The sequence below is a fragment of the Blautia glucerasea genome (assembly GCF_020537505.1).
GTDB lineage: Bacteria > Bacillota > Clostridia > Lachnospirales > Lachnospiraceae > Blautia_A.
Window position 1 is genome coordinate 68,212 of sequence record NZ_JAJBMO010000012.1, and the last position, 23,165, is coordinate 91,376.

General features: G+C 41.8%; 19 protein-coding genes, 1 pseudogene and 1 CRISPR repeat array. Of the genes and pseudogenes, 4 read left to right on the forward strand and 16 right to left on the reverse strand.

Features of this window, described 5'->3' with window-relative positions; translation table 11 throughout:
* Positions 1-12 precede the first annotated feature (12 nt).
* The gene (locus tag LIQ05_RS11230; RefSeq protein WP_226820644.1) at positions 13-1,551 is read right to left on the reverse strand and encodes a sugar ABC transporter ATP-binding protein; all 1,539 of its coding nucleotides are present in this window, start codon (positions 1,549-1,551) and stop codon (positions 13-15) included.
* Positions 1,552-1,565: 14 nt separating this feature from the next.
* Positions 1,566-2,153 carry a DUF2291 family protein gene (locus LIQ05_RS11235; protein ID WP_173716075.1) on the reverse strand — a complete coding sequence of 196 codons (588 nt, stop codon included), beginning with the start codon at positions 2,151-2,153 and terminating at the stop codon, positions 1,566-1,568.
* Positions 2,154-2,165: 12 nt separating this feature from the next.
* Here LIQ05_RS11235 and LIQ05_RS20655 point away from each other — a divergent pair, with 12 nt between their 5' ends.
* Entirely contained in the window at positions 2,166-2,303 is a 138-nt protein-coding gene (locus LIQ05_RS20655) for a DUF6783 domain-containing protein (RefSeq protein WP_416385995.1), read from the forward strand.
* Positions 2,304-2,326: 23 nt separating this feature from the next.
* Here the strand turns inward: LIQ05_RS20655 and LIQ05_RS11240 are convergent, their stop codons facing one another.
* On the reverse strand, positions 2,327-3,310 hold the full coding sequence (locus LIQ05_RS11240; RefSeq protein ID WP_226820646.1) for a D-ribose ABC transporter substrate-binding protein: 984 nt from the start codon (positions 3,308-3,310) through the stop codon (positions 2,327-2,329).
* 229 nt (positions 3,311-3,539) lie between these two features.
* Positions 3,540-3,734, reverse strand: coding sequence for a DUF6783 domain-containing protein (locus tag LIQ05_RS20330; protein ID WP_318289534.1), 195 nt, complete (start codon positions 3,732-3,734; stop codon positions 3,540-3,542).
* On the opposite strand from LIQ05_RS20330, the gene LIQ05_RS20335 reads away from it, so the two are divergent.
* Positions 3,663-3,821 carry a DUF6783 domain-containing protein gene (locus LIQ05_RS20335; protein ID WP_318289531.1) on the forward strand — a complete coding sequence of 53 codons (159 nt, stop codon included), beginning with the start codon at positions 3,663-3,665 and terminating at the stop codon, positions 3,819-3,821. The genes LIQ05_RS20330 and LIQ05_RS20335 overlap by 72 nt on opposite strands.
* A gap of 116 nt (positions 3,822-3,937) precedes the next feature.
* Here LIQ05_RS20335 and LIQ05_RS11245 read toward each other — a convergent pair whose 3' ends face one another.
* On the reverse strand, positions 3,938-4,828 hold the full coding sequence (locus tag LIQ05_RS11245; RefSeq protein ID WP_226820648.1) for a ribokinase: 891 nt from the start codon (positions 4,826-4,828) through the stop codon (positions 3,938-3,940).
* Between the two features lie 251 nt (positions 4,829-5,079).
* Positions 5,080-5,724 (reverse strand): Crp/Fnr family transcriptional regulator, encoded by a 645-nt coding sequence (locus LIQ05_RS11250; RefSeq protein ID WP_226820650.1) that lies wholly within the window; start codon positions 5,722-5,724, stop codon positions 5,080-5,082.
* A 241-nt stretch (positions 5,725-5,965) separates the two neighbouring features.
* Between LIQ05_RS11250 and LIQ05_RS11255 the strand changes: the two genes are divergently transcribed.
* Positions 5,966-7,756: a flavin reductase gene (locus LIQ05_RS11255; RefSeq protein WP_226820652.1), complete on the forward strand. Its 1,791-nt coding sequence runs from the start codon at positions 5,966-5,968 to the stop codon at positions 7,754-7,756.
* A gap of 181 nt (positions 7,757-7,937) precedes the next feature.
* Here the strand turns inward: LIQ05_RS11255 and LIQ05_RS11260 are convergent, their stop codons facing one another.
* From LIQ05_RS11260 to LIQ05_RS11275, 5 genes and pseudogenes are all read right to left on the reverse strand, one after another.
* Entirely contained in the window at positions 7,938-8,927 is a 990-nt protein-coding gene (locus LIQ05_RS11260) for a peptidase U32 family protein (RefSeq protein ID WP_226820654.1), read from the reverse strand.
* A gap of 10 nt (positions 8,928-8,937) precedes the next feature.
* Positions 8,938-9,768 carry a TrmH family RNA methyltransferase gene (locus LIQ05_RS11265; protein ID WP_226820656.1) on the reverse strand — a complete coding sequence of 277 codons (831 nt, stop codon included), beginning with the start codon at positions 9,766-9,768 and terminating at the stop codon, positions 8,938-8,940.
* A 29-nt stretch (positions 9,769-9,797) separates the two neighbouring features.
* The gene (locus tag LIQ05_RS11270; protein WP_226820657.1) at positions 9,798-11,240 is read right to left on the reverse strand and encodes a hypothetical protein; all 1,443 of its coding nucleotides are present in this window, start codon (positions 11,238-11,240) and stop codon (positions 9,798-9,800) included.
* A gap of 51 nt (positions 11,241-11,291) precedes the next feature.
* Positions 11,292-11,384: pseudogene (locus LIQ05_RS20660) on the reverse strand (DUF6783 domain-containing protein); the annotation flags it as partial.
* An 82-nt stretch (positions 11,385-11,466) separates the two neighbouring features.
* On the reverse strand, positions 11,467-13,638 hold the full coding sequence (locus tag LIQ05_RS11275; protein ID WP_226820659.1) for an alpha-galactosidase: 2,172 nt from the start codon (positions 13,636-13,638) through the stop codon (positions 11,467-11,469).
* A 374-nt stretch (positions 13,639-14,012) separates the two neighbouring features.
* Here LIQ05_RS11275 and LIQ05_RS11280 point away from each other — a divergent pair, with 374 nt between their 5' ends.
* Entirely contained in the window at positions 14,013-14,852 is an 840-nt protein-coding gene (locus LIQ05_RS11280; protein ID WP_226820661.1) for an AraC family transcriptional regulator, read from the forward strand.
* 106 nt (positions 14,853-14,958) lie between these two features.
* A CRISPR array of direct repeats spans positions 14,959-15,783; the repeat unit is 36 nt; unit sequence GTTTGAGTACCATACATTTTTACATCATTCTCAAAC.
* Between the two features lie 57 nt (positions 15,784-15,840).
* On the opposite strand, the gene csn2 is transcribed toward LIQ05_RS11280, so the two are convergent.
* The 5 genes from csn2 to LIQ05_RS11305 form a co-directional block, all read right to left on the reverse strand.
* Positions 15,841-16,512, reverse strand: coding sequence for a type II-A CRISPR-associated protein Csn2 (csn2, locus tag LIQ05_RS11285; protein ID WP_226820663.1), 672 nt, complete (start codon positions 16,510-16,512; stop codon positions 15,841-15,843).
* Entirely contained in the window at positions 16,509-16,814 is a 306-nt protein-coding gene (gene cas2 / locus LIQ05_RS11290) for a CRISPR-associated endonuclease Cas2 (protein WP_226820665.1), read from the reverse strand. The genes csn2 and cas2 overlap by 4 nt, the downstream gene beginning before the upstream one ends.
* A gap of 4 nt (positions 16,815-16,818) precedes the next feature.
* Complete coding sequence (gene cas1 / locus LIQ05_RS11295; protein ID WP_226820667.1) at positions 16,819-17,694, reverse strand: type II CRISPR-associated endonuclease Cas1; 876 nt, start codon at positions 17,692-17,694, stop codon at positions 16,819-16,821.
* Complete coding sequence (gene cas9 / locus LIQ05_RS11300; RefSeq protein ID WP_226820668.1) at positions 17,691-21,716, reverse strand: type II CRISPR RNA-guided endonuclease Cas9; 4,026 nt, start codon at positions 21,714-21,716, stop codon at positions 17,691-17,693. Before cas9 ends, cas1 begins: the two co-directional genes overlap by 4 nt.
* Positions 21,717-22,127: 411 nt before the next feature.
* Positions 22,128-23,141 carry an Rpn family recombination-promoting nuclease/putative transposase gene (locus LIQ05_RS11305; RefSeq protein WP_226820670.1) on the reverse strand — a complete coding sequence of 338 codons (1,014 nt, stop codon included), beginning with the start codon at positions 23,139-23,141 and terminating at the stop codon, positions 22,128-22,130.
* Positions 23,142-23,165 lie beyond the last annotated feature (24 nt).

The following is a 23,165-nucleotide window of genomic DNA, read 5'->3' on the forward strand; positions in this document are numbered from 1 at the left end:
CTCCTCCCCGGCTTACGCATTTCTTCCGGTTCCAAGTCCGGCATAAGATGTACGTACAAGTGTGTCTTCTGTGATCTCATCTCCGGTCAGCTCGCCGGTCTTTTTGCCATTTGACAATACAACGATCCTGTCTGCGATTGCCATGATCTCTTTCAGCTCAGATGAGATAACGATAATGGAAAGTCCTTTTTCCGCAAGGTCGTGAATGATCTCAAAGACCTCAGTCTTCGCACCAATATCAATACCACGGGAAGGCTCGTCCAGAAGTAAGATCCTTGGCTTGGTCAAAAGACCTTTGCCGATCACAACCTTCTGCTGGTTTCCACCGGACAGAGACAGGATTGGAAGTCTCTTATCCGCCACTTTAATATGGATATCCTTGATCTGCTCGTCAACTGCTGCATTCTCTGATTTCTCGTCAAGGAACAGACCTTTTACATAATCCTTCAGAGAAGAAATAGAGGTATTCTTGCCGATGTCAAGAGTCTGGATCAGTCCCTGGCTCTGACGGTCCTCAGGTACAAGAGCAAAACCGTTCTTGATCTGGGTGGCAACATCTTTGATATTTAACTTTTTGCCTTCATAGAATACATCGCCGGTATGCTCCGGATGAAGTCCCATCAGGCATTCAAACAGCTCGCTTCGTCCAGCTCCCAAAAGTCCGTAAACACCAAGGACTTCTCCCTTTTTCAGGTCCAGGCTTACGTGGTCCAGAGTCCAGCCACCGCCTTTTTTCGGAAGACACATGTCCTTAATTTCCAGCACCTTCGGCTGTTTGGAAAGGTCGATGCTTCTCTCGAAACGGTGATACTGGGTGTTCTTTCCAACCATGTTTTCTACGATCCAGCTGAGCTCAATGTCTTTTACATCAGCATCTGCAACGTATTTTCCATCACGGAGAATAGTGACATGATCGCCAATCTCCATGATTTCCTCAAGACGATGGGAAATATATACGATGGAAATTCCAGCTTCCAGAAGCTCTCTCATGATCTTGAAAAGAACCTTAACCTCTGCTGCGGAAAGAGAGGAGGTCGGCTCATCCATGATCAGTACACGTAAGTCATCCTGATTCAGGTTACGTGCGATTTCCACCATCTGCTGCTGTCCTACACGAAGATCTCCAACCATGGTTTCCGGCGGGATCTCATGCTCCAGACGTTTCAGGATCTTTTTGGCGCCCTCTGAATGAGCTTTGTCATCCAGGAAAAAGCCTTTCTTTTTCTCATGTCCCATAAAAATATTCTGATACACTGTCATATTCGGGAAAAGAGAAAGCTCCTGGTGGATGATTCCGATACCTTTTGCACGTGCTGCATTGGTATCTTTGAAGTAAACTTCCTGTCCATCCATGTACATCTTACCTGCTGAAGGCTGCTCGATTCCGGCGATCATCTTCATCAGGGTAGATTTTCCGGCACCGTTCTCACCGATCAGAACGTTTACCTTGCCTTTCAGAAGATCGAAGGAAACCTGATCCAGAGCTTTGGTTCCGGGATAAATCTTATCAATTTTTTCACAATGGAGAACAACATTCGGATCATCAAACATAATGCTTCCTCCTTTTATTCAATCGTCAGCTCAACTGCTGTAACAGATACTGCATCTGTACCGGCTTCTGCGCCGCCTGTAAATGTAACAGTCTTGCCAACTACATTTTCGTCGATTCCAAGTGGGTCAATTACCTGTGCAAGCGCCTGCTTGTTCAGTTCTTTTCCATAGCTTGACCATTCTGTCTGGTTGGTAAAGCTTTCAAAATTCTTCAGAGACTGAAGATCACGGATGGCTGTGCTGGAGTTCGGTCCATCTGTCCGGACCTGAACCTCTGTAGTTCCGGTATATCCATCCAGTTCTACTATCAGATAATGTTTCGGGGTGTCTGTATTGTATTCTTTGATTTTTCCTGTGCCTTTTACTGCAGTTGTTTCTGTAATGCCATCACCATTTAATAATTCAGAAAGATCCTGTGCCTTGTCGGAAATGTCCGCTACAACGGCTCCCCAGTCACCCTGGGACTCTGCTGCGGAATCAAATTCCTGTTTTCCTGTATAAGAAGCTTCTTCGCCAATGGGCACTACAGTTACAACACCACAGCCGGTAAAGGTTACTGCTGTACATGCGGCCAGAACTGCCAAAATTCTTCTGCTTTTCATAATCATCTCTCCCTGCTTTCTATTATAAAAGGCGGCGCTGGCGCACCGCCTTCCAAAGCGTGTTTAAAAAGACTTTCTGCAAAATATACCACAAAGTGGGGCATGCAGATTGTGCGAATAATTTTTCAAACACTCGTTCATTTTTTATAAAAATATGTTTCCTGGCAGCCAGATTATTTAGCTTCTGGCTCTGTGTAAACAAATGCGTTCAGGCAATCTGTATTGTCAGCTGTGATTGCTACACAAGGAACAAGCTGTTTCTCTTCTTCTGGAGCTGTACCTTTAAGGTAAGCATCTGCCTGCTCAACTGCCATCTCAGTGATCAGAGCGATCTGCTGAAGAGCGGTACCAACCATGTCACCAGATTTGATGTAAGCGTTTGCTTCATCGGATCCGTCAAGACCGATGATCTTAATGTCGTTGCGTCCTGCATCCAGGCAAGCCTGAACAGCACCGCATGCCATTGTATCGTTACCGCAGATGATACCAGTGATCTCTGGATTAGACTGAAGGATTGCTTCTGTCTTCTCATAAGCTTCTGTCTGATCCCAGTTAGCGGACTGCTGAGCTACCATCTCAAGATCTTCGTACTCGTCGATTACAGAATGATAGTTGTCAGAACGAACCTGGCAGTTTGTATCGGACTCAAGTCCAAGGAGCTCTGCGTATTTACCTTCGTAGTTCATAGCCTCAACCCATACTTCTGCGATTGCTGCTGCACCCTGTGCATTATCTGCAACGATCTGTGCTACTGCAAGTCCGGACTGGTTGATCTCACGGTCGATCAGGAAGGTTGGAATTCCAGCATCGTATGCTTTCTGAACTGCTTCGATGGAAGCGTCTGCACCAGCATTATCACAGATGATTGCTGCTGCGCCGTCGTTGATAGCTGCTTCGAAAAGCTCAAGCTGTGTAGCAGCGTCATCATCGTGGGAAGCACATTTTACTTCGTATCCAAGTTCTTCAGCTTTCTCTTTCGCGATTACCTGCTCTGTGTTGAAGAATGGGTTGGATGTGGAAGGTGTGATGCAGTAGATGATATTGCTTCCGCCGCCTGGAAGTAACTCAGCGTTATCCTCAGCCATTACCGGAACTGTCATTAAACCTCCAACCATTGCTGCTGTCATAGCTAATGCCATTGCTTTTCTTGCTTTCATAAATACGTCCTCCTTGAAAAAATATGTTTGATATTGTTCGGTGCTCTCCGAACTGTTGATAATTTCATTATAAACATTTGCATAAACATTTCAATAACCATTTTAGTTTTATATGTTATTTTGTATGAATGTACAAGGTTTTTGTATTGTTTTTAGTAAGTATTTACTATAAGATGGTAGTGTTTTTAACTTTTTGGCCGTTTATCTATGTGAACATTTATATAAACATTTATAAACAGTATGTAAAACCTTTTATGTGAATTTGGCTCGTTGCGGTTGGTGGGTGATTAGATTTATTACTTACAAAAACGAGACAACCGCTAGAGCGTGTTTGAAAAAGGCTTTCTGCAAGATGTGCGTCACAATTTGTGGGAGATTTTGCCCGGATGAGGGCGTCGTAGCGGGCTACAACAACCGAATTCAGGCGAAATATACCGCAAAGTGGGGCGTGCAGATTGCGGGAATGATTTTTCAAACACGCTCTAGGGTCTCATGCAAGCATGGACTTTGACGGCTGCCTCGCATAAATTATGGGAGCGGATTTATGTCCGCTCCCATGAGGATCCTTCTCTTTATATCATTTATAATTGACAGACCGCTGCAGATGCCATCTTATATTGTTCTTAATTACAGCATCCCCAGCTCTTTCTTCACTTCCTCCACTCTCGGAATAGACGGTGTGGCGCCTGGTCTTGAAACCGCAATGGAAGATGCTTTTGCAGCCATTCTCAGCGCTTCCTGGATGGATCTGCCCTCGATAGCTGCTGCAATGAAATATCCGGTGAAAGTATCACCAGCCGCAGTGGTGTCCACAGCTTTTACCTTGAAAATGTCCTGGAATACTTTTTCTTTGCCGTCGTAGTAAACAGCGCCGTTACTTCCAAGGGTAAGCACGAAGCGTGCATTGGGGAATTTCGCAGCCATGGCATCTAAGATCTGGTCTTTATCCTTGCAGCCAGTGATCTGCTCGCCCTCGATCTCATTTACCAGAAACAGATAAACCTTGCTGAGATCGCAGGTGCTTAGCTTGTCATCAAAAGGTGACGGGTTCATGACGATCTTCATCTTTTTCTCATAAGCCTGGTCGATGATATAGTCCAGCATATTGATCTCGTTCTGCAGGATCAGGTAATCTCCTTCGCCGAAATCAGCCAGAACCTCATCTACAAATTCCTTTGTCTGCATCTGGTTGGTTCCGCCGTAAAGAATGATACAGTTCTGGGCATTCTTGTCCACCTGAATCATGGTATGGCCGCCTTTTACCGGAAGTCTGCGGATATATTTGGTGTTTACGCCAGCTTCCTTGCAAGCCTCAAGAAGAATGTCTCCGTCGTTTCCCACGATTCCCGCATGATAAACCGGCACCCCTGCCTTCGCCAGCGCAATAGACTGATTCAAGCCCTTGCCACCGCTGAAAACCTCCAGTTTAGAAGAATGCTGGGTCTCTCCTCCAATGATGATGTGGTCTACGGAATAGACGTAATCTACGTTTAGTGAGCCGTAATTTAATACCTTCATGTAAAAACCTCCGTTTTGTTTCACTTCTGCTGCGCAGACTTTGCCTGGCAACGATTATGGTTATATTATGTTGTAGAAATTGGGTTACGTCAACTGGATTTTAGAGAATTTTCCTGCAACAAAATATTATTAACATCGTTCACCAGTAATATTTTCTCTGATTCTGTAGCTTTCCCAATGAACCACTTCAGCTCCATTGAAAAAATAGCCATTTAAAAGATCTGCAAACCGTTTCGGGTTCTTAAAAACCTCTATAGAAGCCGCAGCTTCTTCCCATCCCGCTCTATGATTCCTTCATCCACCAGGTTCTTCAGTTCTCTCATCATAGCGCTGCGGTCTACGCTGAGGTATTCTGCCAGGGTGGTGTAGGACATGGGAAGGATGAAGGTTTTGGTCTGTTTTTCAGCGGCGATGGAGTTTAAATATGCCATGATCTTCTTTCGGGTACTGTTCCTTGACAGTACGTAGATCCGGCTGGCCTGCTGGCTGGCGCGCATGGCGATCATCTGAAGCAGGTTGCTTACCAGCTGGCTGTGAAAGCGGCAGGCATTTTCACAACGCTTGATCACATGCTCATAATTAATAAACAGCACTTTTGTGGCTGCTTTTGCACAGACATAATAATGCTGGGATTCCTCGGGCAAAAGAAAGGGTTCGCCGAAAACACTGTCCTTTTTCAGATCATCCAGCATATACTGGTTTCCTTCTTCATCACAGCAATAAAGAGCTGCCTGACCTTCCAGGATCAGGCCAATTTTTTTCATGGAACTGGCATATTCCATGATCGTCTCATTATTCTGATAAGTCACCTCACGCATACAGAAGCAGACGCGCATGCGCTCCTGTTCTTCCGGGGTTATATATGAAAAAAGTGTCACCGGGGTCATTTTTGCCATTCCTCCATTTCCTATATTATCAGCTAAATTCAACCTTGCCTTTTTTCGCAACAATTCCACTGTAAACCGCACAATATTTCCTTTATAGAATACACCCTTTTGTTGTATTTGCAACAGATTTTATTTCAAAATTTGGTATACTAAAACTATGTTAAGGAAATAACAAAGTCTAAAAAAATAAATAATCACACGCAAAACCACACACAATAAACCATCTTATAACAAAGGAGACGAACCCCATATGAAAATCACAGACACTATCCGCTACGCAGGCGTAAACGATCATCAGGTCGACCTTTTCGAAGGCCAGTACAAAGTTCCAAACGGCATGGCATACAATTCCTACGTGATCCTGGATGAAAAAATAGCAGTCATGGATACCGTAGATGCCAACTTCACCCATGAATGGCTGGACAACCTGGACCGCATTCTGGAAGGCCGCAAGCCAGACTACCTGATCGTGCAGCACATGGAACCCGACCACGCAGCAAACGTGGCAAACTTTCTGAAGGTTTATCCGGAAACAACTGTTGTTGCCAACGCCAAAACCTTCACTATGATCCAGAACTTCTTCGGTCTCGACCTGGAAGGACAGAAGCTGGAAGTTACAAACGGCGGCACACTCAACCTTGGAAACCACAACCTGACCTTCGTTTTTGCCCCAATGGTACACTGGCCAGAAGTTATGGTAACCTATGACAGCACTGATAAGGTTCTTTTCTCCGCAGACGGCTTTGGAAAATTCGGCGCCCTGGATGTGGAAGAAGACTGGGACGACGAGGCCCGCAGATATTTCATTGGAATCGTTGGAAAATACGGACCACAGGTTCAGAAACTGCTGAAGGTTGCCGCAGGACTGGATATCCAGACCATCTGCCCCCTTCACGGACCGGTCCTTACCGAGAACCTTGGACATTATATTGGACTTTATGACACCTGGTCTTCCTACACACCAGAAACCGAAGGCATTGTAATCGCTTACACTTCCGTTTACGGCCACACAAAAAAAGCCGTTGAAATGCTGGCTGACAAACTCCGCAGCAAAGGATGTCCAAAGGTTGTTGTCTACGATCTTGCAAGAGACGATATGTCCCTGGCTTTGTCCGACGCGTTCCGCTACAGCAAGCTGGTACTGGCTACCACCACTTATAACGCAAGCATTTATCCGTTTATGCACGACTACATCACCCGTCTGGTAGAGCACAATTTCCAGAACCGCACCGTCGGCATCATCGAAAACGGTTCCTGGGCGCCTCTGGCTGCGAAGGTGATGAAAGAAATGCTTTCCAAATGCAAAAAGATCAACTGGCTGGACACTACCGTAAAGGTACTTTCCGCTGTGAACCAGGAAAATAAGGATCAGCTGGAAGCCATGGCAGGTGAGCTTTGCAAAGAATACATTGCCCAGAGCGATGAGCTGGCGAACAAAAATGACATGACAGCCCTTTTCAGAATCGGATACGGTCTTTATGTAGTCACCTCCAATGACGGCAAAAAAGACAACGGACTGATCGTCAACACTGTGACACAGCTCACCGATACCCCAAACCGCATTGCTGTAAACATCAACAAAGCAAACTATTCCCACCATGTGATCAAACAAACTGGCATTCTCAATGTAAACTGCCTGTCCGTAGATGCACCGTTCTCCGTCTTCCAGCAGTTCGGCTTCCAGACAGGGCGCAGCGTGGATAAATTTGCCGGCCAGAAGGTCTACCGTTCCGATAACGGACTGGTGTTCCTGGACAAATATATCAACGCATTTATGTCCCTGAAGGTTGAACAGTATGTGGATCTTGGCACACACGGCATGTTTATCTGCAGCGTTACCGAGGCCCGCGTAATGAATGATCTTGACACCATGACCTACACCTATTACCAGAAAAATGTAAAACCACAGCCAGAAACAGAGGGCAAAAAAGGCTTTGTCTGCAAGGTCTGCGGATACATTTACGAAGGCGACGAGCTCCCGGATGACTACATCTGCCCGCTGTGTAAGCATGGAGCTGCAGATTTCGAGCCTATTGGATAATAAAATCGACAGATAAAAAGGGTGACGGATAGTAAGATATAAAACAAAAAATATTTTACTATCCGTCATTCGTATATCCACAATACTATAGCATCTTTGAAAAATGCTTTCTGCAGGATGTGCGGCATAATTGGTAGGACATGCAGATTGTGGGACTATTTTTTTGCACGCTTCAGCCCTATTATCGATAATAGCAATTTCCACTGCACCCACCTGGAAAAATTCCGGATTTCATTTTTGACTTAAACTCAGCTTCATCCCCGGATTCTTCCAGCAGTCTCAACGAATTCCGAAGATTGCGGATATCTTTTTCCATATAATCGGTATAATTTCCCCGGCCTACAAGCTTCAAATGGGTAATTCCAGCTTGTTTCAGCTGGTACAGGGCACACAGGCCGCAGCCGGTTTCGCCACAGAGATACCCCGTAGGATCATAAGCAGGATCTGACGGCTCCAACTGGGAAACAGATCCCATTTTATCAGGGGCAGAAGCAGGTTTTTCCAATCCCTGGCCATCCGTTTTCACAGTTTTTATAGTACCTAATTCATAGGGAACCCTGCAAAGATACCCCATCTCATCACAATGTAAGGAGTTGCAAAAGGCACCTGTAAACTGGCACATTTCATTTAATACAAAAGCCTCCCGTTCTGGAATTTCGCATTTTTCTGCAACTGCTCTCATATCTTCGAAGGTATTTTTTCTGTGAAAAATCACACGCTTCAGCCCTATTTTTTTGTCAAATACAGCCACCATCCGGCTGTTCACCTCGCCGCATTCACCGCTTAAATGGATCTCACAGTTTATACCTTTTTCCCGCAAATACACCAGTAAGGCTGGGTCTGCAATGATATAACTGCGAAAACCAAGTTGCATGCATCTGCTTATAATCTCCCCAATTTCCGGGTATTGTTCCGGGGTATAATATAAAGAGTTAAAGGTGAGATGGACTGGTTTTCCATATTTTTTTACCAGCTCTGACAGGATTTCCAGCTCACTAAACGCCCCTAGCTGTACGTTATAGCAAAGCACTTCCCGACGGTTCAGGGGCAGTACGGTACCATATTTTTTTGCCCAGGAGTACGGCACATATCCACAGAAAAACTCATCTGCACCTGCAGCTGCAAACCTTCTATATTCATCAATAGAACCCAGTCCTGCTACTATTTTCATCCTGTATGCCTCACAAATTCCGCTTTCCCAGCTCCCAGAATGCCACGGCACTGGCTGCCGCCACATTTAGGGAATCCACATCATGGGACATGGGGATTTTCACTGTGTAATCACAGTCCGCAATGGTCTCATTTGCCAGTCCATCCCCCTCCGTTCCCAGGATAATAGCCAGCTTTTCCTCCGCCAGAAGCTGGGGATCATCAATACTCACTGAATCATCCCGAAGTGCCATTGCAACTGTCTTAAATCCAAGCTTCTCAAGAAGCTTCATTCCGTCCTTAGGCCACTCCATTTTCTTGTGAAAATAAGTCCAGGGAATCTGAAAAACAGTTCCCATGCTCACCCTTGCAGCCCTGCGGTAAAGGGGATCGCAGCAGCCACCTGTGAGAAGCACTCCATCCATATGGAGGGCTGCTGCCGAGCGGAAAATGGCGCCTATATTGGTTGGATTTACCACCTTTTCCATCACCGCAATTCTGTGCGCATCCTTGCAGATTTCTTCTACTGACGGCAAGCTCCGGCGCTGCATAGCGCAAAGCATTCCCCGGGTAAGCGCAAAACCAGTCAGCCTTATCAAAACCTCATATTCTGCTGTATAAACCGGGATTTCCGGGAATTGTTCCAGAATTTCCCGGGCTTCGCCTTCCAGATCCTTGTGCTCCACAAGAAAGGAAATGGGTTCATACCCAGCGGTAAGCGCACGCTGGATCACCTTCGGGCTTTCCGCAATAAAAAGCCCTGGCTCTGGTTCCTTGTATCTTAACAGCTGCACCTCCGAAAGTCTGGCATAAATATCCAGCTCCGGTGCTTCAAAATTCTTTATTTCAATCCAGTTTTTCATCCCTTTTTCAACCCGTCCTTCTTTTTATACTATAACATCAAGGGGAAAGCGTATCCTTCCCCTGTGTGGGAAGCACTTATTACAACCCTGTCCACGCCCTTTTTGGCACACCTCTCCAGCAGTTTGCTGTCCTTCAAAACCTCCATATCAATTCCAAATAAAGAGTTATACCTTCCCACCATATGCAGATGCTCCGGGTACAAAAATACATGCTCTGCGCAGTAATGAGGACAAGATTTTGCCAACTTCTGGGCGCCTCTTTCCCCATTCAGACTGACCGCCCGAAGGGGACAATACTGGGAGGTATTGGTCTGATACAATGGAATATGCAGACTGTTTTTCCCCACTGGAAAATCCTGTCCGTAGCCGCAGGATTCCCATTCAAATCTCTCAATTCCAAACTCTTCTTTTAGATAATCGCGGTAAAATCCAGCATTAAGATTGTTCTTTTCAAACAACCTTTGGTCACCTTTTTTGAAGGAGATCCGCGGATCTTTTTTGCGTTTATTCAGCAATGATCCAAGACTTGGAGTCACATTCCTGGTCCCATTTTTTACCAGATCCGCCATTCCCCAGTCATTTACAACAGCCTCTATACAAATCTGCCGGTGTTCACACCAGTGATCTATTTCTTCTAATAGTGCCTGCACCTGATCCAGCATATATTCCCGTATATATGAAAAAACAAGGGTGATCTGCACCTGTTCCGCTGCTGCTTTTTCCAGCATCTGAAACAGCAATTCCTTCCCTGGAAACAATAGATGACAGAACTGATTCCCAATGTAAAGGCGGTCTGGTACCTGGCGGTTTCTGATCAGACTGCTGCAGATTCCCATACTTTTTTCTGCAAATATTTCCGAAAAGTCTGTTAAAGAGCTTCTTAAATATGCCTGGTATAATTCCGGGCAATCTATCTCTAAAGCCAGTTCCACGGGGGCATTTTTCAGCAATGACCGACTTTCTCTTCCAAGCCCAGCTTCCAACAGTGTCTTTCTTTCTCTCTCTGGTCCTGTTTTAAGCTCCTCCTGCCAGATTTTCATCTGTTCTTCCAGGCTGCGGCACTTTACCACATCCCGTTCTCCTGGATAGCCGGTCATACTTTCCGCCAGTGTGCTGTCGTCTTCCTCCAGCTTCAGGTGAATGTAACGATTGTACTGGTAAAGAAGCCTCTGAACTGCCTTTGCATACTCTTTTTCCTTCACATTCACCTTATATTTCACGTAAAATTCCTGGAGATCTGTGTCTGCTGCATCACATCTTTGTATGTCATATTCCGAAATCTCCAGTTCTCGGTAACCACTATTCTCTATATCGTAAAAGCACACTTTCAGCTCTTCTGAAGCTATGTTTGCGCTATCCTTTTTCCTGATCCGGAAGCAAAATCCCGTCTCATCCAGCTCTGTAATCCGAACTTCCCGGCCTCCGGCAAATCCAGCAAGAAGCCCAAAAGGAACCATTAAAACCACCATCATCACCCCACGTCCATCTGGAATACTGAAAGTATATCGCAGAACATATGAAAATACAATAAAAGGCTTTCTGCAAAATATACCGCAAAGTGGAGCATGCAGATTGCGGGAATGATTTTTCAGACACGCTCTACGACACTTAATCAAAATTCATGAACTAAAAACGCCAGAACACAGAAGATCTTATAAAAAAGTTCTTCTGATATTCTGGCGTTTTTACATTAAAGCCTTACTTTTCTTCCACTTTTTGCAGTACAATCTGATATGCTTCATACTCCTGACCCGCCACTGGAAGCAGTATTCCTGCCTCCATAAGGGCAGCGCCCGGATATACTTTTCCAGTGGTTTTATCCAGATAAAAAGTATCCTCAGCAAGGCCTTTTAAGGTCACATAAGTGGCTGGTGCATTGGCTTCGGCACTCAGTCTTACCACACTTACAAGTGCCTGCTCCTGGTTCTCAGATACCACCATCCATGCAGAAATTTCGTCCTGGAATGGGTCAGAAAGGCGGTAATAACTACCCTCACGGATCAGTTCCTGGTGCTCCCGGTATTTCGCCAGCTGGGTACGGATCTCTGCTTTTTCTTCTACACTTAAAAGTGCCGGATTCAGCTCGTATCCAAAGGTTCCGGACATGGCTGCCACGCCTCTTGTGTGCATGCTGGTCACTCTTCCGGTCTGGTGATTTGGCACCGCGGAGACATGGGAACCCATTGCTGCTACTGGATAAAAGAAGGAGGTTCCATACTGGATCCGGGTGCGATTGATGGCGTCTGTATTGTCACTGCACCAGATCTGTGGGGTATAATACAGCATTCCGGCATCAAATCTTCCGCCGCCTCCGCTGCATCCTTCAATAAGAATATCCGGGTACCGTCTGGTAAGTTTTTCCAGAAAATCATACACTCCAAGAACATAATCATAGGTCACCTTTTGGCCGTAAACATCCGCCATACTGCGGTTCATATCCCATTTGATATACTCTACATTTCCCTGGTCTAACACGTCACAAATGTGTTTGAAAATCTCATCCCGCACTTCTTTTCTGGAAAAATCCAGGATCAGCTGGTTTCTGGAACGGATGGGTCTGCGGCCTGGAATCGCAATGGCCCAGTCCGGATGTTCCCGGTAAAGATCACTGTCTTCGCTCACCATTTCCGGCTCGATCCAGATACCAAATTTCACACCCTCCGCGTTTACCCGTTGAATCAAATTGGCAAGAGTTCCACCTAATTTTTCCTCATTTACATACCAGTCGCCCAGAGAAGAATTGTCATCATTTCGTTTTCCAAACCAGCCGTCATCCATAACAACCATGTCAATTCCAAGCTCTTTTGCCTGCTTTGCAAGCTCTACGATGGTGTCTCCGGTGAAGTCGAAATACGCAGCTTCCCAGCTGTTAATCAGCACCGGGCGGTTCTCATGAACGTATTTTCCCTGGCAGATATGGTTCATAATACAATGGTGATACTGCTGGGAAAGCTTGGCAAGCCCTTTGTTTGTATAGGATAAAATGACCTCTGGTGCGGTAAACCCAGCCCCTGCAGCCAGCGGATATTCGAATAATTCATCAGTCAGTCCCATCTGGATCCTTGTCTGGTTATACTGGTCTTTTTCTGCTTCTGCCAGGAAATTTCCGCTGTATACAAAGAGCATTCCATAGCAGCTTCCGCTGTCCTCAGTTGTGTTTTTCCCTGCAAGGATCACCCCAGGATTATGCTGGTGGCTGGAGCTTCCACGACGGCTTCCAATGCGGATGCTTCCATGGGAAACAGGTACACGTTCCAGGTTTCTTTCCATGGCATGTCTGCCGTAAAACTGGATCAGATCGTAGTCTCCATGAAGGAAATCCAGACATGCAGACTGGGCTTTTTTTATGATTATCTGTGATTCTCCAGCGTTTTTAATGACTACACTTCTGGTGATGATGTCCTCCTTTTCCAGCACTCCGTAGAGCAGATGAAGTTCCACTTTTGTGACCGGATCTGCCAGAATAATCTCCAGTGTTTCTGCCTCATCTTCGCTGGCGCGTACGGCCGGAAGTCCATTCAGTGCATATTTTCCAGATGTGATTTTATGGCTTATGTAAACCAGATTACAGCACTGGGAACCGTCCCCATTCTGGATGTTTACAGCATAATTACGGAAATCACCGGTGCCAAGGGAGGGATATTCCTGCGGCAGAGCGTCCAGAGAATAAGTTCTGTCGCTACCTGCTGAATCGGGATTTCCAGAAAATCCACGGTCTGCATAGTTCAGCAGATAATCCATCTCTCCCGCAGTTCTGGCACCGTAATACAGGTGCAAAAGGTAACCCTTGGCATCTGCCTGCATCTGATAGGTAGTGTGGGCGGTGGTAAGGGTGAAGATTCGGGTTGTTTCGTTGAAGGTGATTGACATGGGTGGAGACCTCCTTTTATGTTATGTTTTTATTTACTTCTTTTTCATATGCAGCTCGAAATCAACTGAGCTGAAAATACTACTTGTCCAAGTGGTAACGGCAAATTTTAAATGCGTAAATGGATCTGTCTTTCTCTTATTGGTTCCAGTATAACATACCATAATCAACACTTAAATAGCTTAATTTTTCTTATTTTATATCTTTATAATGCTTTTTTGTGGTATAATGAAATGTAATATCGTATTATGGCATATTTTGATTAAGTAATACTATAATATGAGTGTCAAAAGGTCTTTTGTCACTGGTATCATACTATCGCTATTAAAGTTCTGTTAAAGAAACGATTAAAAAAAAGAACAGGAGATTTCCAGATATGGACAACAACTTTCACATTTTCCCAAGCGAAAATTTCATTGATCTATGCCTTTACCAATATGGCCATGAGAAGTGTACCCCGGGGCATTTATTCGGTCCGGCAACGCGGAATCACTATCTTTTTCACTATGTCATTTCCGGAACCGGCACCCTGATGGCGACTAATTCCAAGGGACAGAATATAAATTACCAGATTCGAAGTGGACAGGGCTTTATGATTTTTCCCGGGCAGATCACCACTTATGTGGCAGATATTCAGGTACCCTGGGAATATGTCTGGGTGGAGTTTGACGGGCTGCGTACTACAGAAATTCTCAATGTCTGTGGCTTTTCCAAGGATGCTCCGGTCTATGCTGCCCGGTCTGGGGAAGCACGGAAAAGGATGGCTGATGAACTGATTTATATTTCTCAGAATTCAGAGCAATCCCCCTTTCATCTGATGGGACATTTCTATCTTTTTGCGGATCTGCTTGCACAATCTGTTGCCAGGCCGCAGCCTGCCGCCAGCAGTAAAATGAGTGATTATTATATCAAAGAGACGATTAATTTTATTGAACAGAACTTCCAAAATGATATTTCTATTGAGGATGTGGCCGCTGTATGCGGCATTAACAGAAGCTATCTGGGACGGATTTTCCGCGCCAGCACAGGACATTCTCCACAGGAGTTTCTTATTCATTACCGAATGACCAAAGCGGCGGAATTACTGAAATTAACCACCTTATCTATAGGGGATATCGGCTCCGCCGTAGGCTACGAAAACGCCCTCCACTTCTCCCGGGCTTTTAAAAATGTGTATGGGGTTTCCCCGCGGACGTGGCGGGAGCAGCATAAATGACGAAAAGGGCATATCTGACCGCCGCCAGTATGCCCTTTTCCCATTTAGCACTACAATTACTACATCATTCTCAAATACTGAGGTCAGCACTTCTGAGGCTAACACCGTTTAAGTACCATACATTTTTACATCATTCTCAAACTGTACTGCTCTTTCTGCTGGTGTCATTCCAGTTTGAGTACCATACATTTTTACATCATTCTCAAACAGAAGAACAGTACAGAGGGCTGCAAAGAGAGTTTGAGTACCATACATTTTTACATCATTCTCAAACAGCGAGGGAGAGAGGATGGCCTTGATCTTGTTTGAGTACCATACATTTTTACATCATTCTCAAACGTAAAAGCTGTCTTAAAATCGCAATCATCCGTTTGAGTACCATACATTTTTACATCATTCTCAAACTGTGTCCCAGGGGAGCACGAAATTGACACGGTTTGAGTACCATACATTTTTACATCATTCTCAAACCGGTTTCTGTTTGTCGTTTACTGTTATCTCGTTTGAGTACCATACATTTTTACATCATTCTCAAACACGCCTCAGGCTCCGGATCCGCGCCGAAGCGTTTGAGTACCATACATTTTTACATCATTCTCAAACTTGATAGCCCATTTCATGTTAGCATATACAGTTTGAGTACCATACATTTTTACATCATTCTCAAACCTGTTCTGTTCTTCTGTAAGAAGCTTTGTGTTTGAGTACCATACATTTTTACATCATTCTCAAACAATGATCTGGAAGTAGCAGACGAAAAAATGGTTTGAGTACCATACATTTTTACATCATTCTCAAACAAATCACTGTAGTGGTCTCCGCCCCATGCGTTTGAGTACCATACATTTTTACATCATTCTCAAACAGATAATGTGCTTATGTATGTGGCTTTTACGTTTGAGTACCATACATTTTTACATCATTCTCAAACCTCAAAGTTCAAAAATGAATCGCCATCATTTGCGTGAAATAAGGTACTCAAACATTTTTAAAATATTTCACAATAATCCTTATCTATAATATACCGCATTCCTCCCTTAAGGCAAGTCCTTTCCTGGTTTTCTATGAATAACGCCTGTATTTCCTGATATATTATTTCTTTTATCAACTCCTGCATCTGCTCATCAGTTAAATAGCTTCTCAGATTAACAAAAGCAAACAGCCTCACCCCCAACACATTCACTGCATTTTTTATGTAACTACATAAGCGTTCGAAAAAAAAATCTTCCGAATCCTCTATTTTTACATCCATCATCTTCAACAAGCCAGAAATATCCATTTCATCGTTGAACTGTAAAATATGATTCGTATTTTCCTCCAATTGCAAAATATACTCCTGAATACGCTGTGTAAGTTCTAATGTCTTCGTATACATTTCCTCTGCTCGTGACACTTCGCCCAATTCAGCATACAACTTATTTAATATTTTTCTGCCATTTAAATCTACAGCAAAAGGATCCGTTATAATTTCTACTTCTCTTGCCAAATCTACTTCTTTATCTCTATCAGACAACACAAACCGTCCCTCTCGCTTCTCGCATTGTCCATAGAGTTCCTGCAAATATCCAGAAAACAAAGCTGGCGATTCAATGATCCATTCAGAAAATTCTTTCCCCTCTTTTAAAATTTCACCTGTAAGCTCAGTATGAACAAGTTTCACAAAATCACCAGCCTTTCATCACTGTCCAGAACCTCACTTTTCAGTTCCCCAATAATAATATCCATCTTAGAATACTGTTTTTCCGTCACAGTCAATAATTGAACCAGTCCTTCCTGTGGTTTATTCCTATGAACATTATCTATAATGGCATTTACAGCGGTTCCATTCAGCGCGAGTTTGCAATACACAGATTCCTGCAACATAATAAAACCATTCTTTAGTAGGAATTTTCTGAATTTCGAATATGTTCTCCTGTTTTCACTTGTCACTACAGGTAAGTCAAAAAAGACTAATACTCTCATAAACCTATAACCCAATCTTATAAAATCGAATCAGCGAACTGTCATCTTCATTCAAAGCTTCCAGCACACTTTTACAGTAAATTTTTATGGCATTATTTACATATTGAATTCTTCCGTCAATCTGTACCTCTTGATTTAGAATGTCAACAAGCTGCATTTTCTCATCATGTTCAAATTCCAGCAATTCCATTTTACATACCTTCTTGTCCACTAAAATGCGAAACGGTTCCATAAAATCAGATGCAAGATTAAATTGATTGAACATATTATCATGAAAAATTCCAAGCTGTGTTAAATACCCATTTGCTGTAATCTCTCTGGTAAAAGCAGATAAAATAATAGAATAGCCATAATTCAAAGCGGCATTAATGTAATTGTCCTCCGTCCTGGTAAAATCCATTCCAAAAAGAGCATTAAAATATACTTTTGCCGCATGTCCTTCACGATTTGTTTTGTCTCCCCATTCTATCTCTTCCAGATATGAAGACAACAGTTTTGATTCTTCCTTTCCTAAAATTTCCAATAGTTCCTTCTGTTTTCTTATTTTCTCTGAAACAATTTCTGTCCAGACCGCTTCCTTGGTGTTTTTCTTCCAAACAATCTGCTTTCGCACCTTATTGCTTGTATCATGGCTGCCATAATAATTCACCAGTTCACAAGACGGATTTCTCTTTTCATCGCAAAAGATTACCTTGATTTTTCTTTTTGCCAACTCTGCAATGAGACTCGTTGTTAAAGAAACAGCTGTTGATTCTATTAAAAGTGTGGAAATCTCACTTAATATAATTTTGGTTGTAACGTCATCACTTCTCACCACCATCTGGCCCAACTGTAAATCCAGCTTTGCTCTCTTTGAAATGACAACAATTCTCCAACTCATAATTTCTGCAAATCAATCTTCTTTTCAAACATACCTGTAGGAGATTGATTTATAATAAATATATTTTTGCAGTCTGTGATATTGCTATTAATTGCCAGCGAACCTGCATTGGCCGGGCCTCCGATCAAACTTAAATTTGCATTAACGCTTTGACACTGGAACATATGAAGGATTTCACTTAAAACAACACATTTCTCTTCCTTACTTAATCCTACAAAATTTTCTTTTTTCTCAGATAATGTTTTTACCTGCAAGGATAGTTTTTTATTGTATATGGTATTCTGAAGTTTATATAAAAAACAATCATACAGATTTACCAATTCACTTTCAGCTATACCATCGCTTTCATATAAAATCAGATTTTTGTTTTCGCGCCTCCTCTGGACATATTTAAGCACTTTCTTCATACATTTTGTTTCACTCAATGACAGGATTAACTGATTCGCACCAGCAAAAGTTACCTGAGTTCCTTTTCTCCCTGTCAGCCACATTTTAAAACCATCAACTTCGAATAAGGTATCTGTTTTTATTTTTCTTATAAGAATTTCAGGCTCTTTCAACCCTTTTTCTTTTATCAGATACTTCTTTGCATCTTCTTCTGATTTCTCAATTTCTGCCTTAAGATATAAAGGAACATATTCTAAAGTTCGAATATCTTTTCCCTTTTTATCCCTTGATTTCACCAGCATAAAATATGCGCCAGTGGCCTTATTATACCCTCCGTATTTTTCAATATTAGAAAGTCTTTCATCACTTCCTTTAATTGGAATTTGTCCTTTCCCCTTTTTCAAGATCATCTGGTCAAATAAGCCGCCTTTTGCTTCATAAGACCTTCTTGTAACCAAAATATTATTCTTTTGCATTATTTTTCTTACAGTTACAATAGTCCCCTGGCATCCAGCTTTCCACGCAGTTTCCCCATTCCTTGTTATGTCATATTTGGAAGTGAACATTCTCTCTAAGTTATAGGTACGTCCTGGATTATTTTTCACATACCATGCTGCATTCTTTGTGAATTTCACATAATAGGAATTTCCAACAACAATATTTAGGTAAGCGTCTTTTGCGTGATGAAGATCATTTATTTCACGAACTTTTATCAAATCAAACTCCTGCCTGAATCGGGATACCGTTCCCGCCTTTACATAAACAATTTCAGAGTCAGGAAATGCCCTCTTTAAAATATCGGCTACTATTTTTGTTGCCTGTCTGGTTTCTACTATCTGACGCTCAATAAATCCTGCCAACTCATTCTCATCAAACGTCTCATTTCTGGTTAATCTTTTATATTTCTCTTCACTTATAAATCCACCCTCTAACAACGATTTCCAAAAACTTTGCATCTTCTTTCGAATAGCTGGCGCAATGGGATAATTGTCTGATTTTATTTCATTCTCCACTTTTTTTACCAATACACGATTGTTTAAGCTGTCATCCATTGTTTTCGACTGTGGATAAATATGATCAATATCGTATTTTGTATTATCCCATAACTCATCCAAATCAATAGTTTCCCCGGAATACATACACCTTCCTTTTTGGGTATAATATAAATACAATTTATCACTTCTCAAAGTTTGTTCTTCTGCATTGTTCAATTCCGATATTAACTCTTTTTCATCTTTCTGACAGCTCTTATATAATTCCTGTAACTGCTTTTTGCGTGATATAGTTCTTTTATTTTCTGCTTTTTCCCTCGCCATTTCTACAAAAACTCTATTCGGCTCCGTTCCCATAACATTACGAAGTTCTTTCACTACTTGCAAAGTCTGCCAAATCTGTCTTTTTACAGCAGGAGAAACATATAAATCCTGAATCGTTTCATAATTTAGGGAATCTGATTTTTTATCTGAATTAAACTCCTCTACTGCCTCCATAAATTTATATTTGCGGCCTAACAACTGCATCAGATTATCATTTGTTTCCCACAATGCAGTTATTATATTCCAGACTTCACCAGTTTCCGGGGCAGGAATTGTTATCTCTTCCAGAAAGTTTTTAGATAGGCGTCCCCATGCTTTATAGGACAATGTACAAATAGCTTTCATCTGTCCTGCTGATAACTCTGGAAAACGTTTGCTTAATCTTTGTTTTAACAGCTTCTTATCGTCTCCAAACAGTACAATATTAAGAATTATTTCTTCTTTTTCCTTTAGAGTCAGATTAACACCTGTCAGCTTCTCTTTAAAATCATGATAGGATGTCAAAGTGGCTTTAAAATCTCCATCAATTCCAGTAATGTCCACATTCCTTTCGGTCAGCCCTTGTGTCACCAGATAATTTTTTAACTTTTTTATTGTCACTTTTCGGTATCGGCAAAATACGTCTGTATAAATTCTCTGTTTCAACTCAACAGAAATGGCATTTCCATTCAATTTCAAGTTATTCAGTTCGTTCAATACCATATATTTGCTATACAATAAAGAATCTTTTGGCAAAACATCTTCTCCGATCAGATATGTACATTTATTTGTCATTCGTCTGATAAATGCCTCTGCGCTTGCTTCCGTATCAATAATCTCATTGAAATTCCAGGGATATATTTTTCCACATTTCTGCCTTACAGCCCAGCTAAAATTGCCTCCTGTTCCCACCTTATTTCCATTTAACGGACCAACATAATATGGAATTTTAAACTCGAATAACTGGATAATTTTTTCTGTATTCTGGGCAATGAAAGGAATTTTATTTTCCATATTTTTTAATATTTTTCTTAGCTCAAACAGATGAACCTGATATGGAATTACACTGTTTTCCTTACTGACCTGCTTAGGCAAAAAAGTCTCATGCTCTATTTCATTTTCAAGATATTCTTTTATCTTTTGGTCACTTAAACATGGTAAAACATTTTTTCTTAAAAAATCATAAAATTCAGATTGACTGCAGCATCTTTTGGCTTCCAAAGAAACCTTACGGCCATTTTTCTTTGCCATTCCAATATAAGCACAATAATTATGCAATTTTTCTTCGTTATCCACAAAAATCTTATTGTACTCTTGTTTTGTAAGATATTTTTTTGCAGCTGATTTTAAATAGGCAAGGTCATTCTTATGCTTTTTAAATATCTTTACTTTGGCTTCTGATATTGATGAACTGTCACCAAGTATATCCGCCAATATAGCCCAATCGTACACAGCTTTTGCGGATTCTATAATATAAAATTGTTCTCCAAGTGTATCCGCAACTACACCGATATAGTCATCATATCCACTATCCGCAAAGGAAATTTTAGGTCTTTCGCTTTCATTAAGTTCTGTATTTCCAAAAATATCACTTAATTTTGCTGTTCCACCTGTAATTAAAGTTATAATACCTTTTTCGCAGGCAGATTTTGCTCCTGATATTTTCACTAATCTGGTTTTCCTAGTTGAACGGGTAATATTTTTATCTTTTAAGATTTCCTCAATTTCAGAAAGTTTTTCTTCATTTATCTCTAGTGTCCATTCAAGCTCTTCATTTCTCAGATTTTGAACTAATGTGGTAAATGTACTGCTAAACTCTTTTATCTGACTAATATCTCCAGATAAAAGAAAATGACCTCTATGTTTCATCATATGATGAATTGCAAGATACACCAGACGAATATCTGGAGTTTTTTCCGTTTCCATAAGCCATTTTCTAAGATGATAGATAGTAGGAAACTCTTTATAAAAATCTTTATCCGTGTAATCCTTATCAACAAATAGGGAGTAGGGGAGTTCTGGACATTTTCCGTCCATATCTCGTTTCTCTTCTGGATAATATTTACTTTCCTTCATTCGAAGAAAAAATCCTGGATCTACTTTAACTATTTCTTCTGCAAAAAGCTCCTGTAAAATCTGTATTCTCCAATTACGCCTGTCTAACCTTCTTCGATTTGTTCGAAACACTCTTCGTTCTTCTGCGGTAGATGCACTATCAAATAATCTTACGCCCCATAAGGCTTTTCCATACTTTTTTAATATTTTGTATTCAGAATCTGTTACCGCCCAGCCCAGAGAACCTGTTCCCATATCTAATCCTAAGAAATAATCCCTTCCCATAAAGCCCTCCCTCTATTTTATCTTGACTTTTCGCTGCCAGATTATTATACTGAAAATAGTTTAGTACCATACTAAATTTACATCATAAGTTCAAATAAGAATTTATTCAAATCGTCACATTACGTGACTCCACAGTGTGTGGGATAGAGAAGTCTGGATATCCAGGCTTTTTTATTTAATCCTTAATATTTAAGATAGCATTGTTTTTGTCTATTTTCAACATATTCTGTACGTATTTTCTTCTTTTATTGTTTATTTTTTGTTTTGAACAGCTATATTTTTCCTATAAGCCAAAGAAAGCCCTCAGAGTCACTCTGAGAGCCTTCGGCTTGCTTTTATAAAATTTTGCCTAAACTTTTAACAGTTTACGTATTAATACCTTTCATCGTGATTTGTTTCCCTTACTTAAATTTAGTTTTCAGTTACATTTGCTCGTTTTTCAAGTTCTCTTTTTAATCTTTGAATTTCTAATTCAGCCGCATCCGCTCGTTCTTTTTCCGCATCTGCCCGTTTTTTTTCCGCATCAGCTCGTTCTCTTTCTCTCTGCGTATTTCGTCTTTCAGCCTGGATGTCCATTTTCTCCATGTTTTCAAACAGATAACCCATTCCACGACCTCCAATCTCACCCATCATCTCTCTTGCCTCATCCACGGGCACATTCATCTTTATTAGTAGAGTCCATAAAATCTTCTTGTAAATTTCTTTTATCGCTTCCGGCGCATTGCTGTAAATGGAGTTGACAAGCTCCTCGGATACCTTTCGGAAATTCTCGCAATCCTCCGGCGTTTGTATTTTATTAATTAGCATAACTAGAGACATCTCGTCTCGCTTCATACTAAGTTCTTCATTTGTATATTGATTGACACTCACTACCTCATAGGAAAAATCCGGGATATATTTTTCCATCTGTTCCGCAAATTCAATCCGATCTTTCAGATGAAAATCAACTGTCCACTTCCTGGTTCCTTCATAATAAACAATAGGAACAATCAGTGGATACCGAAAATTCTTCCGCTTGCTGCTATCCGCATCCTTCTTATTCTGCATCTCTTTGTAATCCTGCCAGATTACTGTCATGTATCGGAGAAGCTGCATTGCAACATCATAATCGATGTCGCTTTTATGTTCGATCAGGGAAATCACATAGACTTCCTTTTTCAGTGTTCCATCCGCATCCCGAATGTATACCTTCTTAATGGTATCTGCCTCATATTCTACACCAAGAAATGCCCGGTATTTGCTAGATACATCCCTAATATCTTCCGGTCTGACATTGGCAAACAGGGGAATGTTTGTATAATTTCTCAAAAACTGGCTGGCAAGCGTATCGTTTTTGAAGATCTCCCGACTGTTCACATCTCTTGTATGCAGTTCAGGATGGTAAGCAGTATCTCTTTTTCTTTTGTTCTGTGTCTTTCTGCTCATTTTTCCTCCTTACGCAGGAAACGC

Bases quoted from the DNA above. Each gene is read 5' to 3' on its own strand.
- LIQ05_RS11275 (WP_226820659.1), bottom strand. From the start codon at position 13,638: ATGTCAATCACCTTCAACGAAACAACCCGAATCTTCACCCTTACCACC.
- LIQ05_RS11265 (WP_226820656.1), bottom strand. From the start codon at position 9,768: ATGAAAAACTGGATTGAAATAAAGAATTTTGAAGCACCGGAGCTGGAT.
- cas9 (WP_226820668.1), bottom strand. From the start codon at position 21,716: ATGGGAAGGGATTATTTCTTAGGATTAGATATGGGAACAGGTTCTCTG.
- cas1 (WP_226820667.1), bottom strand. From the start codon at position 17,694: ATGAGTTGGAGAATTGTTGTCATTTCAAAGAGAGCAAAGCTGGATTTA.
- LIQ05_RS11255 (WP_226820652.1), top strand. From the start codon at position 5,966: ATGAAAATCACAGACACTATCCGCTACGCAGGCGTAAACGATCATCAG.
- LIQ05_RS20335 (WP_318289531.1), top strand. From the start codon at position 3,663: ATGTGCGTCACAATTTGTGGGAGATTTTGCCCGGATGAGGGCGTCGTA.
- LIQ05_RS11245 (WP_226820648.1), bottom strand. From the start codon at position 4,828: ATGAAGGTATTAAATTACGGCTCACTAAACGTAGATTACGTCTATTCC.
- LIQ05_RS11230 (WP_226820644.1), bottom strand. From the start codon at position 1,551: ATGTTTGATGATCCGAATGTTGTTCTCCATTGTGAAAAAATTGATAAG.
- LIQ05_RS11260 (WP_226820654.1), bottom strand. From the start codon at position 8,927: ATGAAAATAGTAGCAGGACTGGGTTCTATTGATGAATATAGAAGGTTT.
- LIQ05_RS11305 (WP_226820670.1), bottom strand. From the start codon at position 23,141: ATGAGCAGAAAGACACAGAACAAAAGAAAAAGAGATACTGCTTACCAT.
- cas2 (WP_226820665.1), bottom strand. From the start codon at position 16,814: ATGAGAGTATTAGTCTTTTTTGACTTACCTGTAGTGACAAGTGAAAAC.
- LIQ05_RS11240 (WP_226820646.1), bottom strand. From the start codon at position 3,310: ATGAAAGCAAGAAAAGCAATGGCATTAGCTATGACAGCAGCAATGGTT.
- LIQ05_RS11235 (WP_173716075.1), bottom strand. From the start codon at position 2,153: ATGAAAAGCAGAAGAATTTTGGCAGTTCTGGCCGCATGTACAGCAGTA.
- LIQ05_RS11270 (WP_226820657.1), bottom strand. From the start codon at position 11,240: ATGATGGTGGTTTTAATGGTTCCTTTTGGGCTTCTTGCTGGATTTGCC.
- LIQ05_RS11250 (WP_226820650.1), bottom strand. From the start codon at position 5,724: ATGGCAAAAATGACCCCGGTGACACTTTTTTCATATATAACCCCGGAA.
- LIQ05_RS11280 (WP_226820661.1), top strand. From the start codon at position 14,013: ATGGACAACAACTTTCACATTTTCCCAAGCGAAAATTTCATTGATCTA.